Origin of the sequence: Nocardiopsis synnemataformans, from assembly GCF_965343085.1 — a bacterium.
In the GTDB taxonomy this organism is placed as follows: domain Bacteria; phylum Actinomycetota; class Actinomycetes; order Streptosporangiales; family Streptosporangiaceae; genus Nocardiopsis; species Nocardiopsis alborubida.
In genome coordinates, this window is record NZ_CBDRFA010000025.1 from 25473 (window position 1) to 44079 (window position 18607).

12 protein-coding genes are annotated in these 18607 nt (G+C 72.7%); 2 read left to right on the plus strand and 10 right to left on the minus strand.

All coding sequences use genetic code 11. From position 1 onward, the window contains the following. Window positions 1-87: 87 nt before the first annotated feature. The 5 genes from ACSIH6_RS16255 to dnaG form a co-directional block, all read right to left on the minus strand. Window positions 88-972, minus strand: a complete 885-nt coding sequence (locus ACSIH6_RS16255) for an endo alpha-1,4 polygalactosaminidase (RefSeq protein ID WP_435109136.1) — start codon at window positions 970-972, stop codon at window positions 88-90. Window positions 973-1276: 304 nt separating this feature from the next. Next, a complete protein-coding gene (locus ACSIH6_RS16260) occupies window positions 1277-4306 on the minus strand; it encodes an FAD-binding and (Fe-S)-binding domain-containing protein (protein WP_435109137.1) in 3030 nt (1009 codons plus the stop codon). Window positions 4307-4485: 179 nt separating this feature from the next. Next, a complete protein-coding gene (locus ACSIH6_RS16265) occupies window positions 4486-5805 on the minus strand; it encodes a glycoside hydrolase family 18 protein (protein WP_435109138.1) in 1320 nt (439 codons plus the stop codon). A 193-nt stretch (window positions 5806-5998) separates the two neighbouring features. After that, the gene (gene rpoD / locus ACSIH6_RS16270) at window positions 5999-7009 is read right to left on the minus strand and encodes an RNA polymerase sigma factor RpoD (RefSeq protein ID WP_435109184.1); all 1011 of its coding nucleotides are present in this window, start codon (window positions 7007-7009) and stop codon (window positions 5999-6001) included. Window positions 7010-7128: 119 nt separating this feature from the next. Continuing rightward, a complete protein-coding gene (dnaG, locus tag ACSIH6_RS16275) occupies window positions 7129-9000 on the minus strand; it encodes a DNA primase (RefSeq protein ID WP_435109139.1) in 1872 nt (623 codons plus the stop codon). 232 nt (window positions 9001-9232) lie between these two features. Here dnaG and ACSIH6_RS16280 point away from each other — a divergent pair, with 232 nt between their 5' ends. Next, window positions 9233-10405, plus strand: a complete 1173-nt coding sequence (locus tag ACSIH6_RS16280) for a hypothetical protein (protein WP_435109140.1) — start codon at window positions 9233-9235, stop codon at window positions 10403-10405. Between the two features lie 33 nt (window positions 10406-10438). Continuing rightward, the gene (locus tag ACSIH6_RS16285) at window positions 10439-12091 is read left to right on the plus strand and encodes a substrate-binding domain-containing protein (protein ID WP_435109141.1); all 1653 of its coding nucleotides are present in this window, start codon (window positions 10439-10441) and stop codon (window positions 12089-12091) included. A gap of 28 nt (window positions 12092-12119) precedes the next feature. Here the strand turns inward: ACSIH6_RS16285 and mmsB are convergent, their stop codons facing one another. From mmsB to ACSIH6_RS16310, 5 genes are all read right to left on the minus strand, one after another. Beyond that, the gene (gene mmsB, locus ACSIH6_RS16290) at window positions 12120-13418 is read right to left on the minus strand and encodes a multiple monosaccharide ABC transporter permease (RefSeq protein ID WP_435109142.1); all 1299 of its coding nucleotides are present in this window, start codon (window positions 13416-13418) and stop codon (window positions 12120-12122) included. Continuing rightward, window positions 13415-14944, minus strand: coding sequence for an ATP-binding cassette domain-containing protein (locus ACSIH6_RS16295; RefSeq protein ID WP_435109185.1), 1530 nt, complete (start codon window positions 14942-14944; stop codon window positions 13415-13417). Before ACSIH6_RS16295 ends, mmsB begins: the two co-directional genes overlap by 4 nt. A gap of 47 nt (window positions 14945-14991) precedes the next feature. Beyond that, on the minus strand, window positions 14992-16086 hold the full coding sequence (chvE, locus tag ACSIH6_RS16300; protein ID WP_435109143.1) for a multiple monosaccharide ABC transporter substrate-binding protein: 1095 nt from the start codon (window positions 16084-16086) through the stop codon (window positions 14992-14994). A 66-nt stretch (window positions 16087-16152) separates the two neighbouring features. Further along, window positions 16153-17676: an arabinosylfuranosidase ArfA gene (gene arfA / locus ACSIH6_RS16305; protein ID WP_435109144.1), complete on the minus strand. Its 1524-nt coding sequence runs from the start codon at window positions 17674-17676 to the stop codon at window positions 16153-16155. A 35-nt stretch (window positions 17677-17711) separates the two neighbouring features. Continuing rightward, a complete protein-coding gene (locus ACSIH6_RS16310; protein ID WP_435109145.1) occupies window positions 17712-18605 on the minus strand; it encodes a carbohydrate ABC transporter permease in 894 nt (297 codons plus the stop codon). Between the last annotated feature and the right edge of the window lie 2 nt (window positions 18606-18607).

The following is an 18607-nucleotide window of genomic DNA, read 5'->3' on the forward strand; positions in this document are numbered from 1 at the left end:
TGCCCCGAAGACGCCTTCCCAGCGCCCGGCCGGTGCCGGGCGGCTGAGGGGGTTCCGCGCGCCCGGCACCGAGTGAGTCGGGAACGGTCAGCAGGTCTCGAAGAGGTAGTCCCCGTGGTCGGGGCCGACCAGGTCCAGGTCACGCAGGATCATCCGGGAGGGCGCGCCCGGAGCCGCGCAGGCCTGCTCGAAGGTCATCCCCTCCTCCTCCAGTGCCTCGGGGTACTCCACCGCCAGGACGGCGTCGCCGTAGACGTCGGTGTAGGCCTCGCACTCGTTCCACACCGCGCACTCCTCCGTCATCGCGAAGTCGAAGCCGACCTCCTCCCTGGCGCGCTCGGTGACCTCGGCGGAGTTCTTCTGGCCCGCGGCCATGCCGTGTCCGTGGGTGAGCCCGACCAGCTCGGCGGCCAGCGCGAGGTTGTCGTCGACCGTGAGCAGGCCCTGGGAGCGCAGGTCCGAGTCCAGGTTGTCGAACTCGACCGCGTCGAAGCCCTTGTCCGCGCAGGCGGCGACGGTCTCGGCGAGGATGTCGGCGATGTCGGAGCGCTTGTCCTCGGTGGAGGTGTCCAGGAGGCGCTCGTCGGGCCAGTCCTCGTCGACGACGGGCTCGCCCGAGGCGTCGCGCAGGATCAGGTCCGGGTGCTCCTCGAGCCACCACTCCAGGTCGCCGGGCTGGGTCTGGAAGCCGTTGACGTAGCAGACGGAGTACATCCCCTCCGCCGGTTCGGAGGTGGAGTCGCGCACCACCGTGCCGACGCCCGAGGGCGGGGCGTAGGAGGCGCCGAGCTGGTAGTCGAACGTGCCCTCGGGGAAGCCGTCGAAGGCGGCCGCGGTCGCCTCGGAGGCGGTGTCCGAGGTGTCCGAGGTGGAGGAGGCGAGTTCGTCGCCGCCGCCCTGGCTCGCACAGCCCGCGGCCAGGAGCGCCGTCAGGCCGACGGCGGCGGCGCGGAGCCCGGTGGGTGTGAACATGGAGGAACCCCGTTCCGCGGCGGTGGGGTGGCCCGCCGCCTGGTGGTCGGCGGTCCCGCCGCGCGGGCGGGACGACGCCTACAGTAGGTGCTCGCGCCCGGGGCGGGGCCCGGTCCGCGGGACGCGGCGGGGGTCACGGGCGCGGCCCGCGCCGGAACGCACGGTCACCCTAGCCACGGCCGCGGTCCCGCGAAAGGCTCGGTCTCTCGGCCACCGACCGGCCGTGTCCCCGGGGTGGTCCGGAACTGCGGGAACCCCCCGGGGATGTCGGCAGGGTCACACGCTTCCCAGGACACAACAGGCGTCACACACGGTCGGGTCGCCCGGCGGGCTCCCGCGCGTCGCGTTCCGCCAGCCCCCGCGCCAGCACCTCGGCCAGGTGCAGCGCCCGGCGGCCCGCCCCCTGTTCGATCTGGGTGCGGCAGCTGTAGCCGTCGGCCAGCACCAGCGTGTCCGGGGAGGCGCCGCGCACCCGGGGCAGCAGTTCGCGCTCGCCGATGGCCGCGGACACCTCGTAGTGGCCCTCGGTGAACCCGAAGTCGCCCGCCAGTCCGCAGCAGCCCGAGTCCAGCACCTCGCCGTCGATCCCCGCGCGGGCGATCAGCTCGCGGTCGGCGTCGAAGCCGATCACCGCGTGCTGGTGGCAGTGCACCTGCGCCAGGGCCGAGGCCGCGATCCGGGGCGGCCGCCAGTCGGGCGCGTACTCGTTGAGGAAGCCCGCGAGCGTGTGCACGGCCGCGGCCACCCGCTCGCTCCGCTCTCCCGGGAGCAGCTCGACCAGGTCGTGGCGCAGCGCGGCGGTGCAACTGGGCTCCAGACCCACCACGGGCAGCCCCTCCTCCACCAGCGGCTCCAGCGCCCGCACCGCTCGGCGCATCACCGCGCGGGCGGTGTCCAGCTGTCCGGTGGACACCCACGTCAGACCGCAGCACACCTGTCCCCGGGGCAGCACCACGGTGAACCCGGCGTCCTCCAGCACGCGCACGGCGGCCGCGGGCACGTTCGGGTTGAGGTGGTTGCCGAAGGTGTCCGGCCACAGCACCACCCTCGGTCCGCCGGTACGGGCCTGTCCGCGCGCGGCGCGGCGCCGGAACGCGCGGGTGAAGGTGGTGCGGGCGAACGAGGGCAGGTCGCGCTGGGCGGCCACCCCCGCGACCCTCTTGGCCAGGCGCGACACCACCGGCAGCCGGGTGGCGCGGTTGGCCTCGGCCGGGGCGAGCGAGGCCAGGCGCGCCCAGAGGGGCAGCCAGCCCATGGAGTAGTGGGCGGCCGGGCGCACCCTGCCCCGGTAGTGCTGGTGCAGGAACTCGGCCTTGTAGGAGGCCATGTCCACGTTGACCGGGCAGTCGCTCAGGCAGCCCTTGCAGGACAGGCACAGGTCCAGGCTCTCGCGCACCTCCTCCGAGCGCCAGCCGTCGGTGATGACGTCGCCGCTGGCCATCTCGAACAGCAGGTGGGCGCGGCCGCGGGTGGAGTGCTTCTCCTCCTGGGTGACCTGGTAGCTGGGGCACATCACGCCCGGCCCCTCCTGGCGGCGGCACTTGCCCACACCGGAGCAGCGGCGCAGCGCCTTGGCGAGGTCGCCGTCGTCCTCGCGGTAGGCCAGTTCGGCCCGCGAGAGCAGCGGCAGCACCGGGCCGGACCGCTCCGGAGGCGTCGTTCGGGGGCTGCGGGATGCGGTGGAAGACCCGGGGACGGAAGGACCGGAACCGGAGAGGCCGGGGACGGCGGCCACCCGGACGTCGGCGTCCAGGGGCAGCGGGTCGACGATGATGCCGGGGTTCATGAGGCCCGCGGGGTCCCAGATCCGCTTGAACTCGCCGAAGGCACGGACGAGGGAGGCCGGGTACATGCGGGCCAGGAGCTCCGAGCGCGCCTGGCCGTCGCCGTGCTCGCCCGACAGGGAGCCGCCGTGCCGGACCACGGTGTCGGCGGCCTCCTCCATGAACTCCCGGTACTCGCGGCGGCCCCGCTCGGTGGTGAGCTCGAAGTCGATGCGCACGTGCAGGCAGCCGTCGCCGAAGTGGCCGTAGACCACGCCGAAGCGGCCGTGGCGCTCCATGAGCGCCTCGAAGTCGCGCAGGTAGTCGCCCAGGTTCTCGGGCGGCACCGCGGCGTCCTCCCAGCCCGACCAGGCCTCGGCCCCGGAGGGCGTGCGCTGGGTGAGCCCGGCGCCCTCCTCCCGGATGCGCCAGAGCGCCTTCTGGTGGGCGGGGTCGGAGACGACGAGGGCGTCACTGGGGCGGGAGGCGCCCGACAGGGCGGCGAGCATGCCCTCCGCGGCGTCGGCGGCGTCCGCGGGATCCTTCCCGGCGACCTCCACCAGGAGCCAGGCGCCGCCCTCGGGCAGCGGTACGCGCGAGCCGGAGCCGAACCGGTCCAGGGAGGCGACCATGCGGTGGTTGATGCCCTCGACGGTGAGCGGGCGGTGGCCGAGCAGGTCGGGGACGGCGTCGGCGGCCGCGGGGGCGTCGGGGTAGCCGAGGACGGCCAGGGCGCGGGCGGGCGGCGACTCGACCAGGCGCACGGTGGCGCCGAGGACGAACACGCAGGTGCCCTCGGTGCCCACGAGGGCGGCGGCGACGTCGCGGCCCTTCTCCGGCAGCAGGCGGTCCAGGGAGTAGCCGGACACGCGGCGGCGGAAGTCGGGCATCGCGGTGCGCAGCTCGGCGCGGTGGGCGTCCACGAGGCGGGCGAGGGCGGCGTGGATCTGGCCCTCGCGTCCGGGGCGCGCGGCCAGGGCGCGGTGCTCCTCGTCGTCGCCACCGGAGCCGACGGTGAGCCGGGTCCCGTCGCTGAGCAGCACGTCGAGGGAGACGATGTTGTCGGCGGTGGTGCCCCAGGCGACCGAGTGGGAGCCGCAGGCGTTGTTGCCGACCATGCCGCCCACGGTGCAGCGGCTGTGGGTGGAGGGGTCGGGGGCGAAGGTGAGCCCGTACCCGGCGGCGGCGCGGCGCAGGTCGTCGAGGATGACGCCGGGCTGCACGGTGGCGGTGCGCGCCACGGGGTCGATGCCCTCGATGGCGCGCAGGTGGCGGGAGGTGTCGATGACGACGCCGGTGCCGATGGCGTTGCCCGCGATGGAGGTGCCGCCGCCCCGGGGGACGATCGCCACCCCGTGCTCGGCGCAGGCGCGGACGGCCGCCACACAGTCCTCGACGGTCTCGGGGACCACCACGGCGAGCGGGACGCGGCGGTAGTTGGAGGCGTCGGAGGTGTAGAGGGCGCGTGTCCCCGCGTCGAAGGCGACCGTGCCCCGGACGCGGCTCTCCAGGTCTCGGCGCAGGGCGGCGACGTCGGTTCGGGCTGTGGTGCTGCTGTGCGGGTCGGCCATGGTGCCAGCGTGGCGGCTGCGGCCGCGGCGCCGCAAGCGTGCCGCGCTGCCCGGCCGCACTGCCCGGCCGCGCCGTCCGGAGCCGGGCGCCCGCCCCTCCCAGGTCCGCTGTCCGGACTGCCGCGGGCCCGGTGTCCGGTTCCCCCCGGGACCGGTGCCCGCGCCTGACGCCCCGGGGCTCAGCCCCCGAGGGACTCGTCCATGGCCCGCACCAGCTCACCGCGGGGGTCCATGTCCAGGTTCCACACCATGAGCCCGCCCAGCCCCCGTTCGAGCACGTACTCGCCCTTGAGGCGGATCACCTCGGGGTTGTCGTAGGTCCACCACTCGTCGCCGTCCAGGACCCAGTGGGCGCCCGCCTCCTCGTCCAGGGCGCGGGGGCCCTCGATCTCCTGGAGTTCGGAGAAGGCCATGGTCGGGCCGTCGTAGCGGTCCTCGGCGGGCCCGGCGACCGGCTGCCCCGGCCCGGGTTCGGAGGGGTCCTCCAGCTGCCAGCCGCGGCCGAAGGCCGGAACACCCATCACGAGCCGGTCCGGGGGCGCGCCCAGGTCCACGTAGCGCCGCACGGCCCGGTCGACGCTGTTGGCGTCGGCGTCGGAGGTGTACAGGTTGGAGTGGTAGGCGGTCCGCTCGCTCCACGGGCCGGCGAAGTCGTAGCCCTGCACGGTGGCGAAGTCCAGGTGCTCGAAGACCCGCGCGTCGTAGGCCTCGCTGGCCGCGGCCCCGCCGGGCAGCGACGCGGACAGGACGTACTCCTCCCCGGTCTCCCGGGACAGCGCGTCCATCTGGCGGCGGAACTCGGCCGCCAGGAGGGTGAAGTTGGCCGCGTCGTCGGGGTGCTCCACGTTGTCCGGGTGGCCCGCTCCCCCGGGCCACTCCCAGTCCAGGTCGATGCCGTCGAAGATCCCGGCGGCCACCCCGTCGCCGCCCTGCGGCTCGCCCTCGAACACCGGCAGGTCGCCGCGCAGCCACAGGTCCAGGCAGGAGGACACGAAGGCCTCCCGGGACTCGGGGGTGCGGGCCGCGGTGGAGAAGTGCGTGGACCAGTTCCAGCCGCCCAGGGACAGGCTGGCCCTCAGGTGGGGATGCCTCTCCTGGAGCTGGCGCAGCTGGTTGAGGCTGCCCGCGAGCTCCTGCTCGTACTCGTCGGCCTGCCCGCTGACGCTCTGGTCCGCGTCGTAGCGGCGCTGGTACAGCTCCCAGGGCTGGTCGTGGGTGCCCGGGACGTGGCACAGGCCCTCGGCGCTGATGTCACCGAACGCCCACATCAGGCGGGTCAGGTGCTCGGGGGCTCCGCTGTCCTCCAGCTCCTTGACGGTGTAGCCGCGGTTGGCCACGTTCCAGTCGGCGAAGTACCCGAGTCGCTCGGGGTTCCTTCCGGTCGCGGTCACGAAGACCCCCGTGATCAGCACCGCGGCGGCCACGACCGCACCCAGGACGAGCAGGGGGCGGCGCCGCGGGGTCGGTGCGTCGCCCGGCGGGGCTGGCGTGGCTCTCACTCCTACGACGTTAGACGCCGGGCGCGCCGGGTGCGGCGGGTCGACACCAGGTCGGCCACATCAGGCCGACCGTCCGCCGGACGGGAACCCTGGGGGCGGCCCACGCGTTGGTGGTGACCGCCGACCCATGCGCCGCAGTTCAGCACCCTTCGGTTCCGGCCGGACCGGACCCAGCGCCCACCGGCGGACGCTCTCAGTCGGTGCGGATGAAGTCGCGCAGGCTCCCTGCCCGCGAGGGGTGGCGGAGCTTGGCCAGGGTCTTGGCCTCGATCTGGCGGATGCGCTCACGGGTCACCCCGAACTCGCGCCCCACCTCCTCCAGCGTGTGCGGGTGGCCGTCGGCCATCCCGAAGCGCAGCCGGATGATGCGCCGCTCGCGGTCGGACAGACCGCCGAGGATGGCCCCCAGCTGCTCCTGGAGGACGGTGAAGGCCGCCGCCTCGACCGGGGCGACCGCGTCGGCGTCCTCGATGAAGTCGCCGAAGTCGGACTCCTCCTCGCCGATCGGCGACTGGAGCGAGACGGGCTCCCGGGCGATCCGCTGGATCTCCAGGACGCGCTGGCCGACGAACCCGGCTGCCGTGGAGATCTCCTCGACGCTGGGTTCGCGGCCGAGCTGCTGGTGCAGCTGGTGCTGGACCCGGACGATCTTGTTGATCGTCTCGACCATGTGCACGGGGACGCGGATCGTGCGCGCCTGGTCGGCAATCGCCCGCGTGATGGCCTGGCGGATCCACCACGTCGCGTAGGTGGAGAACTTGAAGCCCTTGCCGTAGTCGAACTTCTCGACGGCCCGGATCAGGCCGAGGTTGCCCTCCTGGACCAGGTCGAGCAGGAGCAGGCCGCGGCCCATGTACCTCTTGGCGATGGACACCACGAGGCGCAGGTTGGCCTCGATCAGGCGCCTCTTCGCCCGTCGCCCCTCCTCGACCAGGCAGGCCAGCTCCTCCGCGGTGCGCACGCCCTCGTCGGGCGCGCAGTGCTGCGCGTAGAGGCCGACCTCGATCGCCTTGGCCAGTTCGACCTCCTGCTCGGCGCTCAGCAGCGGTACCCGGCCGATCTCGCGCAGGTAGAGGCGTACCAGGTCCGACCCGGAGCGCCTGCCGCCGTCGGTGACGGGGCCGGCGTCCTCGGGACCGGTGTCGTCGGGTCCCGAGACCTCCACGCCGATGACCGACCCCGTGTCGGGGAGCAGCCGGACCACCTGTCGAATGGGCGGAGTTTCGTTGGTCACAACTGTTGGAGCCACCCGCCCATTGTGCCCTTTCGGGTACCTCGGAAGGGAGAACTACTATTGTCACCCCGGTGCTACATACCGCCCCGTCACATCTCCTGGAGAGCGCGTTTTTGCTGTTGGAGCGCCATGAGTTCGGTCAGCAGACGCTGTTGTTCCTCCACCTGGGGAGTTCCCTCCAGACGGGACAGTTCCGATCTCAGGTTTGACTCGCGCCGGTTGATGGAATGAGTCTTGATTGTGCCCAGTATTTGCCGGGCGTAATGTTCGTCGAGTTCTCCGTAGAACTCCAGCTGTTCCACCACCAAACGGGTGAGGAAATCACGCTGCGTGTCATTGGGGGCGGCCTCGCGCAGGCCGTTCACCCACGCGGCGGGATCGTGCGCGGCGGCCACCCCGCCCGCGGCGGTGATGAGCTCGAGCACGGCCCTGTGCTGGGGAACGGTGAAGTCCTCCTCGGTGAACGCGTCGAAGCCCACGGCCAGTGAGGGGGACTGTAGGGCGATCTTGAGCGCCTGGCGCTCGCGCTGCACGGAGGGGTCGCCCACGTTGTAGGGGGCCTCCTGCGCGTCCGGGGTGGGCACGGGCCGCGCGGGGGCCGTCCGCGGCCCGGGGCCGCGGCCCCGGGCGCCGCGCATGTGCTGGTTGACCCGGCGCAGCACGAAGGCCTCGTCCAGGATGCCGATCCAGCGGTCCAGGTTCCTGCCGTAGTCGCGGCGTACGCCCTCGTCGCGGATGCTGGCGACCACCGGGGCGGCGGCGTCCAGGGCGGCCATCCTGCCCTCGGGGGTGGACAGGTCGTAGCTCTCCATGACGTTGCGGATCATGAACTCGTACAGCGGGGCAGCGTCCTTGACGAGGTCGACCACGGCCTGCGGCCCGTGCTGGAGGCGCAGGTCGCAGGGGTCGAGCCCGTCGGGCTGCACGGCGACGAAGGTCTCGGAGGCGAACCCGTGCTCCTCCGCGAAGGCGCGCACGGCCGCCTTCTGGCCCGCCTTGTCTCCGTCGAAGGTGAACACGACCTTGCCGCTCTGGTTGGTGCGGCCCAGCAGCATGCGGCGCAGGATCTTGACGTGGTCCTCGCCGAAGGAGGTGCCGCAGGTGGCCACGGCGGTGTCCTCCCCGGCGAGGTGGCAGGCCATGACGTCGGTGTAGCCCTCGACGATGACCGCCTTGCCCTCCCGGGCGATGTTGCGCTTGGCCAGGTCGAGCCCGTACAGCAGCCGTCCCTTGTGGAAGACGGGGCTCTCGGGGGAGTTGAGGTACTTGGGCCCGTCCTCCTCGGGGTCGAGCTTGCGGGCGCCGAAGCCGACCACCTCGCCGGTGACCTCGCGGATGGGCCACAGCAGCCTGTTGCGGAAGCGGTCGTAGGCGCCGCGCCGGCCCTGGCTGGCCAGGCCGCCCTCGACGAGCTCGGCGTCGGTGAAGCCCTTGCGGCGCAGGTGCGCGGTGAGGTTCTCCCATCCGGCGGGGGCGTAGCCGAGGCCGAAGTGCTCGGCGTGCGTGCGGTTGAACCCGCGCTCGTCCAGGAAGCGCCGGGCGGTGACCGCGCCCGGGGAGAGGAGCTGCTCGGCGTAGAACTCGGCGGCGGCGCGGTGGGCGTCGAGCATGCGCTGGCGCTTGCCCGTGTCGTGCCTGGCGGAGCTGCGGCCGCCCTCCTCGTAGCGCAGGGTGATGCCGACCTGGCGGGCGAGCGTCTCGACGGCCTCGGTGAAGCTGAGGCTGTCGATCCTCTGGAGGAAGGAGATGGTGTCCCCGCCCTCTCCGCAGCCGAAGCAGTACCAAAGATTTTTGGAGGGGGTGACGTTGAAGGAGGGGGACTTCTCGTCGTGGAAGGGGCACAGGCCCTTGAGCGACCCGCCCCCGGCGTTGCGGAGCTGGAGGTACTCGCCGATCACGTCGGCGATGGGCGCGCGCTCGCGTACGAGGGCGATGTCTTCGTCTCTGATCCGGCCTGCCACGGTCTCCAGGGTAGTTCGCTCCGCCGACGTCGCGACCGCCGTCCACAGGCCCGCCCCGGGCCCACCCCCGCCCCCGCGCCGCGAAGACGCCTGTCCCACACCGCGAAGGCGCCAGCGCCCGGGTTTTCCCGTCGCGCCACCGGACGGCCACCTGCCGGTCGGCTCCGCGCCGGTGGATCCTGGGACCATCGGGCTCCCCCGATGACCGGTTCCCCGAGGAGGCTCGGCACAGGTGCGCGGACTCCCCCACACGTCCGGCCGCGGCGCTTTCTGGTTCGTCGTGGTCGCCTCGGTCCTCGCGGTGGCCCTGGCCGTGGCGCTCGGCTTCGTCGTGGTCAACCGCCTGACCGGCGGCGGCACGGCCCTCGTGGAGGGTGTGGTGGGCTCGGAGAAGGTGGAGCTGTTCGAGGACGAGCGTGTCGTGGAGCGCTTCGCCGAACTCGGGTACGAGGTGCGGGTGCGCCCCCGGGGCTCGCGCCTGATGGCCGAGGACGCCGAGGGCGCCGACTTCGTCTCCCCCGGCTCGGGTCCGGCCTCCGAGCACGTGCGCGAGCGGCACGGGATCTCCACCGAGTACCGCCCCTTCAGCACCCCGATGGTCCTGCTGAGCTACCAGCCGATGGTGGACGCCCTGGAGGGCGCCGGGGTCGCCGAACAGGCCGAGGACGGCACGTGGTCGCTGGACCTGGCCGCCTACCTGGAGCTGACCGAGGAGCGCACCCGCTGGCGGGACCTGCCCGGGGACGCGGTCGGCTCCAGCAACCGCAACGAGGTGCTGGTGCGCACCACCGACCCGCGCACCTCCAACTCGGCGGCGATGCACGTGGCGGCCCTGTCCTACCTGCTCAACGGTGAGGAGGTAGTCGCGCCGGGCGGGGTGGACGAGGAGCTCACCGGGACGCTGTCGCGCCTGTTCCTCGCCCAGGGCCAGCCGCCGGAGTCCTCCCAGCAGCCCTTCGACCAGTACCGCGACCTGGGGTCGGGGCACACGCCGCTGCTGTGGGCCTACGAGGCGCAGTACGTGAACGCGATGGTCAACGGGCCCGCGCTCGCCGACGACGCGGTGGTGCTCTACCCGGGGCCGACCGTGTACGCGGTGCACACCGTCGTGCCGTTCACGGAGGCGGGCGACGCGGTCGGCCGCCTGCTCGCCGAGGACCCGCGGCTCCAGGAGCTGGCCGCGGCACACGGGTTCCGCACCGAGGGCGGCGCCCAGTTCGAGGACCTGGTGGCCGAGCACGGGCTGCCGGTGCGCGTCCGGGTGGGAGACGTGGTGAACACGCCCACCTACGAGGTCCTGGAGACCCTGCTGACGGGGATCGAGGACTCCTACACCAGCAACGGGATGCGCCCGCCCGCCCCCGACGCGTCGGTACGCGACGGCGGCGCGGGGGGCGGGGGCTAGGACATGGCGGGCGGACACGGAGGCGGGACGGCGATGGCGGCTGGAACGGGGACCGGGAGGAGCCGCGGGGTCCGCAGGGGCCGCGGGGTCAGCGGCGCGTGCGCGGCGGTGCTCGCGGCGGCCCTGGCGGCGGCGGGCTGCTCCGCCCCGGGGTCGGACCCGGACGTGACGCTGCGGATCCTGGCCGGGAGCGAGATCGCCGACCTGGAGCCGCTGCTGGAGGAGGCCGGAGAACGCACCGGGGTGACGGTGGAGCTGGAGTACACCGGCACGCTGGACGGCATGGCACGGATCGCCGCGGGCGACCGGCAGGGCGAGGGCGGGGAGTACGACGCGGTGTGGTTCGCCTCCAACCGCTACCTCAACCTGGACGGCGAGGGCCGGTCGGCGGTGCACGTGGAGACGCCGGTCATGGTCTCCCCGGTGGTGCTGGGCGTGACCGCCGACCGCGCGCGGGAGCTGGGGTGGGACGAGGGCGCGGAGGTGACCTGGTCAGACGTGCACCGGGCGGTCACGGAGGAGGACTTCACCTACGGGATGACCAACCCGGGCGCCTCCAACTCGGGCTTCTCCGCACTGATCGGGGTGGCCTCGGCGATGGCCGACACGGGCGCGGCGCTGCGCTCCGAGGACGTGGAGCGGGTGGGGCCGGAGCTGGCGGAGTTCTTCGCGGGCCAGGAGGTGACGGCGGGGTCGTCGGGGTGGCTCACGGACGCGTTCGTGCGGCGCGCGGAGGGCGGCAGGCCGGTGGACGGGCTGGTCAACTACGAGTCGGTGATCCTGTCGCTGAACGCCTCCGGTGCGCTGGAGGAGCCCCTGACGGTCGTGTACCCGGCCGACGGCGTGGTGACGGCCGACTACCCGCTGACGCTGCTGTCGGACCCCTCCGAGCAGGCGCTGGACGGGTACGGGCGGCTGGTGGAGGACCTGACGTCGGAGGGGACGCAGCAGCAGATCGCCGACCGGACGCGGCGGCGCCCGGTCACGGCCGGGGCCGAGCTGTCCCCGGCGGTGCCCTCGCTGGTGGAACTGCCGTTCCCGGCGAGCCGCGCGGTCGTGGACGGCCTGGTGGCGGACTACTCGGCCTCGCTGCGCCGCCCGGCGCGCACCGTGTACGTGTTGGACGTGTCGGGGTCGATGGAGGGCGGCCGGCTCGCCGAACTCCAGTCGGCCCTGGGCGCGCTGACCGGCGCGGACGGCGGTTCCCTGGCGCGGAGCACGCAGTCCTTCCAGGAGCGGGAGGTGGTGACGCTGCTGCCGTTCTCCACGTGGCCCGCCGACCCGCTGACCTTCGTGGTGGAGACGGGTTCGGTGGACGAGGTCAACGCGGACCTGTCCGCGGCGGTGGAGGGGTTGGAGGCCGAGGGCGACACGGCCGCCTACGACGCCCTGGTGCGGGCGTACGGGCTGCTGGAGGAGGGGGCCCGCACGGACGACGAACCCCTGATGTCGGTGGTGCTGATGACCGACGGCGAGGTGAACCGGGGCGTGGGACTCGACGGCTTCCGGGACTCGCTGGCGGCGCGGTCGGACGCGGTGGCGGAGGTGCCGGTGTTCACGGTGCTGTTCGGGGAGTCAGACGTGCCGGAGATGACCGAGCTGGCGGAGCTGACGGGCGGCCGGGTGTTCGACGCCCGCGAGCAGGACCTGGAGCAGGTCTTCCGGGAGATCCGGGGCTACCAGTAGGGCTCCGGACCTCCCGGAGGGTGCCCTCTCAGGAGGAGGCCCGTGCCCGGTCCGCCGTGGGCGGCGAACCCTGGGCCCCGCCCCCGTCCCGTCGGGTCCCGAAGGAGGACGGGGAGACGGAGACGGTGACGGGCCCGGCGCTGACACGGCGCTTGTTGTAGATGTCGAAGGCGACCGCCAGGAGCAGCACCAGCCCCTTGATGAGCTGCTGCCAGTCCACGCCCAGGCCGATCAGGGACATGCCGTTGTTGAGCACGCCCATGACCAGGGCGCCGATGACGGCTCCGACGACGGTGCCCACGCCCCCGGAGGCGGAGGCGCCGCCGATGAAGGCCGCGGCGATGGCGTCGAGTTCGAACATGGTCCCGGCGCCGGTCGTGGCGGCGTTGAGCCGGGCGGTGAAGACGAGCCCGGCCAGCGCCGAGAGCACGCCCATGTTGACGAACACCCAGAACGTGGTGCGCTGGGTGCGGATCCCCGACAGCGCGGCGGCCTGCTCGCTGCCGCCGACGGCGTAGACCCGCCTGCCCATGGTCGTGGAGCGCATGACGAACGAGTACCCGGCGATGAGCGCGACGAGCAGCACGCCCACGACGGGCAGCCCGTTGTAGTCGGCGAGCACGTAGGTGAACGCCAGGATGGCGGCGACGAGCACGGCCGAGGAGGCGGCGGTGACCGGCGCGGACTGGACCGGGAGCCCGTACCCGAGCGAGCGGGCGCGCGAGCGCCACTGGATCCACACCAGGGCGGCGGCCCCCGCCGCGCCCAGCAGCAGGGTGGGCAGGTGCAGGCCGTCCCCGGCCTGCCAGGGCAGGAACCCGCTGGCGATGTTGCGCAGGGAGGGCGGCAGCGGAGCCACGGACTCCCCGCCCAGAACGGCCAGGGTCGCGCCGCGGAAGACGAGCATCCCGGCGAGGGTGACGATGAACGCCGGGACGCGCACGTAGGCCACCCAGAAGCCCTGCCAGGCGCCGATGAGCGCGCCGAGCAGCAGGGCCACGGGCACGACCACGACCGTGGGCAGCCCCCAGGTGGTCAGCATGATCGCCGACACCGCGCCGGTGAAGGCCACCACCGAGCCGACCGAGAGGTCGATGTGGCCGGTGACGATGACCAGCATCATTCCGATCGCCAGGATCAGGATGTAGGAGTTCTGCATGATCAGGTTGGTGACGTTGAGCGGGGTGAGGAGCAGGCCCCCGGTGAGGATCTGGAACAGCACGATGATGGCCACCAGGGCGGCGGCCATGCCGTACTGGCGGGAGTTCCCGCGGGTCAGCGCGCCGCCGAGCCGGGAGAGTCGGGAGGTTGCGGTGGGCTCTTTCACGGGTGTCCCCCGGTTCGCGTCATCAGTCTCATGAGGGTTTCCTGGTCGGCCCCCTCCCCGGGGACCTCTCCGGTGATGCGCCCCTCGCACATCGTGTAGACCCGGTCGCACATGCCGAGGATCTCGGGGAGTTCGGAGGAGATCAGCAGCACGCAGGCGCCCTCCGCGGCGAGGCGGCGGACGATCAGGTAGATCTCGTACTTGGCGCCGACGTCGATGCCGCGGGTGGGCTCGTCGAGGATCAGCAGTTCGGGCCGGGTGAACATCCACTTGCCCAGGACGACCTTCTGCTGGTTGCCGCCGCTGAGGGTGCGCACGGTCTGGGTGGTGCCCTGGCTCCTGACCCGCATGCTCTCGCTCATCCGGGCGGCCTCCACCGCCTCCAGCCCGGGGTCGAGGACACCGCGCGCGGACACGCGGTCCAGGGCCGCCAGCGTGGTGTTGTGGCGGATGTCGTCGTCGAGGATCAGGCCGAGGGACTTGCGGTCCTCGGGCACGTAGGCGAGGCCGCCGCGGATGGCGTCGGCGACGCTGGGGGTCGCGAGTTCGACGCCGTCCTTGAGCAGGGTGCCGCGGACGTGGCGCCCGTAGGAGCGGCCGAAGAGGCTCATCGCGAACTCGGTGCGCCCGGCGCCCATGAGGCCGGCCATGCCCACGACCTCCCCGGCGCGCAGGGTCAGGCCGACCCCGTCCACCACGCGCCGTCCGGCCTGGGTGGGGTGGTCCACCGTCCAGTCCCGGACCTCGAAGCGCACCCGGCCGATCTCGCCGGTGCGCGGGGGGTGGCGTTGGTCCAGTGCGCGGCCGACCATCCCGCGGATGATGCGGTCCTCGTCGACCGAGGGGGTCCCGTCGGCGTCGCGCTCCACGGCGAGGGTCTCGATGGCGCGGCCGTCGCGCAGGATGGTGACCTCGTCGCAGACGCGCACCACCTCACCGAGCTTGTGCGAGATGAGGATGCACGTGACGCCCTGGTCGCGCAGGTCCAGGAGGAGTTCGAGCAGCCGGGTGCTCTCCGCCTCGTTCAGCGCGGAGGTGGGCTCGTCCAGGATGAGCAGCCGCACCCGTTTGGCCAGGGCCTTGGCGATCTCCACGAGCTGTCTTGCGCCCACGCTCAGCGCCGCGACGGGCGTGGCCGGGTTCTCGTCCAGTCCGACCCGGCGCAGGAGCTCGCGGGCCCGGGCGTGGGTGGCGCCCCAGTCCAGGACGCCGTACCGGGCCTGCTCGTGGCCGAGGAAGACGTTCTCGCTGATGGACAGCTGCGGGATGAGGGCGAGTTCCTGGTGGATGATGGCGATGCCCGCGCGCTCGCTGTCGGCCACGCCGGAGAAGGCGCAGGGCTGCCCGTCCACGAGGATCTCGCCGCTGTGGGAGCCCGTGGGGTGGACCCCGCTGAGCACCTTCATCAGCGTCGACTTGCCCGCGCCGTTCTCCCCCATCAGGGCGTGGACGCGGCCGTGGCCGACGCTCAGCGACACCCCGTCCAGGGCCCGCACCCCGGGGAAGTCCTTGCGGATGTCGCGCATCGTCAGGAGCGGCCCGCTCCGGGGGGCGGGCCGCCTCTTCTCCGTCGTCACTGGAGCTCGGACTCCTCGTAGTAGCCGCTGCCGACCAGGACCTCGTGGTAGTTGTCGGCGTCCACCGAGACGGGCTCCAGCAGGTAGGAGGGGACGACCTTGACCCCGTTGTCGTAGCTCTCGGTGTCGTTGACCGGAACCTCCTCGCCCTGCACCACGGCCTCGACCATGTCGACCGTCTGCTCGGCCAGTGCCCGGGTGTCCTTGAACACGGTCTGGGTCTGCTCCCCGGCGATGATGGACCGGACCGAGGCGGCCTCGGCGTCCTGGCCGGTGATGACGGGCAGCGGCCGCTCCTCGCTGCCGTAGCCGACCGCCCGCAGGGACTCGATCACGCCGAGGCTGATGCCGTCGTAGGGCGACAGGACCGCGTGCAGCTCCTCCTCGGAGTAGTGGGCGCTGAGCAGGTTGTCCATGCGGTCCTGGGCGATGGCGCCGGACCAGCGCTGGGTGGCGATCTGCTCCATGGAGGTCTGGTCGCTGCGGACGACGAGGCGGCCGTCGTCGATGTGGGGCTGGAGGACCGACATCGCCCCGTCGAAGAAGTAGGAGGAGTTGTTGTCGTCGGGCGAGCCGCCGAACAGCTCGATGTGGAAGGGCCCCTCCTCGTTCTCCAGGTCGAGGGAGTCCACGATGTACTGGCCCTGGAGGACGCCGACCTGGAAGTTGTCGAAGGTGGCGTAGTAGCCGACGTGCTCGCTGCCGCGGATGAGGCGGTCGTAGGCGATGACGGGGATGTCGCTGGAGGCGGCCATGTCGAGCACGTCGCCGAGGGCCTCGCCGTCGATGGAGGCGACGACCAGGACGTCGGCGCCCCGGGTGATCATGTTCTCGATCTGGGCGACCTGGTCCTCGACGACGTCCTCGGCGTACTGGAGGTCGGTGCCGAAGCCGCGGGCCTCGAACTCGGCGACCATGTTCTCGCCGTCGTTGATCCAGCGCTCCGAGGACTGGGTGGGCATGGCGATGCCGACGACGCCGGCGTCGCCCTCGGGCCGCGCGGCGTCGCCGACGCCTCCGCAGGCGGTGAGCAGGAGCGTGCCGCACAGCGCGGCTGCCAGAAGGGGTGTGCGTCGGGGGTGGGGGGTCATGCGTTCGCCTTTCTGGGCGTTGTCCGGGCGCGGGCTCGCGCCGGAGGGCCGGTCAGTTCCGCCCGGTCATTTCCGGTCGGTCGAGACGGTGATGACGGACCAGGACACGGGGGGCAGGAGGGCGGAGAGCCTGCCGCCGTCCAGGGTCACGTCCCCGGCCGGTCGCGGGACGACCCGGTCGGGGGCGTCCATGGTGTTGTGGGCGTAGGGGTCGTCGTCGCTGAGGGTCCGGGCGTCGGTGACGGCCGTCGGGGCCAGGCCGCGCAGGTCGGCGTCGAGGGTGAGGGGATGGTCGGTGGAGCGGTTGACCGCGAACAGCGACGCGGTGCCCTCCCGCTCGTCGAAGGTGACGACGGCGTCCAGGAGCGGGATCTCGCCGTGGCTGGCGGTCGTGTACCGGGGCGCCGTGACGCCGGTGTGCAGCACCCGGCCGCGGGCGGCCCGCGCGGTCAGGGAGAAGGGGTGGAAGATGGTCTGGCGCCACGCGGGGCCGCCGGGCTCGGTCATGATCGGCGCGATGACGTTGGCGAGCTGGGCCTGGCTGGCGGCGGTGACCCGGTCACCGTGCCGGAGCAGGCTGATGAGCATGTTGCCCACGACGACGGCGTCGGCGACGTTGTAGCGGTCCTCGATGACGCGGGGCGCCACCTGCCAGTCGTCGGCGGGCTGTGCGGCGGCCAGGGCCTGGTGGCGGCTCAGGTACCACACGTTCCACTCGTCGAAGGAGAGCTGGATGCGTTTGGGATCGCGCAGGCGCGCGCCGACGGCGTCGGCGGTGGAGACGACGGAGTCGATGAAGTGGTCCATGTCCGTTGTCGAGCCGAGGAAGTCGGCCAGGTCCCCGTCACGCTCCTCGTAGTAGGCGTGCAGCGAGATGTGGTCCACCGCATCGTAGGTCTCCTCCAGGACGGTGGCCTCCCACTGGCCGAAGGTGGACATGGCCGATCCGGAGCTGCCGCAGACGACCAGTTCGAGGTCGCGGTCGGCCATCCTCATGGCGCGCGCCACCTGCCCGGCCTTGCGCCCGTAGGAGCGCGCGTCGAGGTGGCCGATCTGCCAGGGGCCGTCCATCTCGTTGCCCAGGCACCACATGCGGATGCCGTGCGGTTCGGGGTGCCCGTTGGCGGCGCGCTGGTCGGACAGGTGGGTGCCGCCGGGGTGGTTGCAGTACTCCAGCAGGTCCAGGGCCTCGGCCAGGCCGCGGGTGCCGAGGTTGACCGCCATCATCGGTTCGATGTCCAGGCCGCGGCACCAGGCGGCGAACTCGTCGAGGCCGAACTGGTTGGTCTCGATGCTGTGCCAGGCCAGGTCGCGGCGGACCGGTCGGCGGTCCCTGGGGCCGACGCCGTCCTCCCAGCGGTACCCGGACACGAAGTTCCCGCCGGGGTAGCGCACGGTGGTGACGCCCAGTTCGCGGACCAGGTCGGCGACGTCGCGGCGGAAGCCGTCGGCGTCGGCCGTCGGGTGCCCGGGTTCGTAGATGCCGGTGTAGACGCAGCGGCCCATGTGTTCGACGAACGAGCCGAAGACGCGGCGGTGCACGGGGGAGACGGTCTGCGCCGGATCGACGGTGACGGAGGCTCGGAGCATGCGTTCTCCTTGGATGGTGGGGGTCGGACGGGGGGTCAGCCCTTGATGCCCGCTCCGGCCACACCGGTCACGATGTGGCGCTGGAAGAGCAGGAAGACGACCAGCAGCGGGACCGCTCCCAGCACGGCCGAGGCCATGACCTGGGCGTACTGGACCCCGTACTGTCCGGCCACGGTGCCCAGCCCGACGGTGAGCGTCATCATCTCGGGGTCGTTGGTGACCAGGAAGGGCCACAGGAAGTTGTTCCAGGCGCCGATGAAGGCGAAGATGCCGACCGCGGCCAGGACCGGCCTCGACAGGGGCAGGATCACGTTCCACAGGACGCGCAGCGCTCCGGCGCCGTCCATCCTGGCCGCGTCCTCGTACTCGCGGGGGATGGCGTCGAAGAAGCGTTTGAGGATGAACACGAACACCGGCGCGACCACCTGCGGCAGCGCGACCCCCCAGTAGGTGTCCACCAGTCCGAGCTGGGTCATCAGGACGAACTGCGGCACGATCAGGGTCTGCGGCGGGATGAGGATGCCGCCGATGACGAGCGTGAACAGCCACGGCCTGCCGCGGAAGTCGAAGCGGGAGAAACCGTAGGCGGCCAGGACGCAGACCACCAGGGTGAGCGCGGTGACGATGACCGTGGTGATGAGGGAGTTGGCCGTCCAGCGCAGGATGTCCCCGCGTCCCAGCACGAGGGCGTACGCCTCGAAGGTGGGGTTGTCGGTGAGCCAGGAGGGCGGCATGACGGTGGTCTCGCCCTCGGGTTTGACCGAGGTGGCGAAGGCCCACAGGAGGGGGATGAGCCAGAGGGCTCCGGCCAGGGCGGAGACCGTGTGGAGGGCGATCGTTCCGGGGGAGGGCGCGCGCCGGGGCCGGTGGACGCGCCGCGCGGGCGCGGTGGCCTCGGGGGGCGCGGCGGGTGCGGTGGGAACTGCCATGG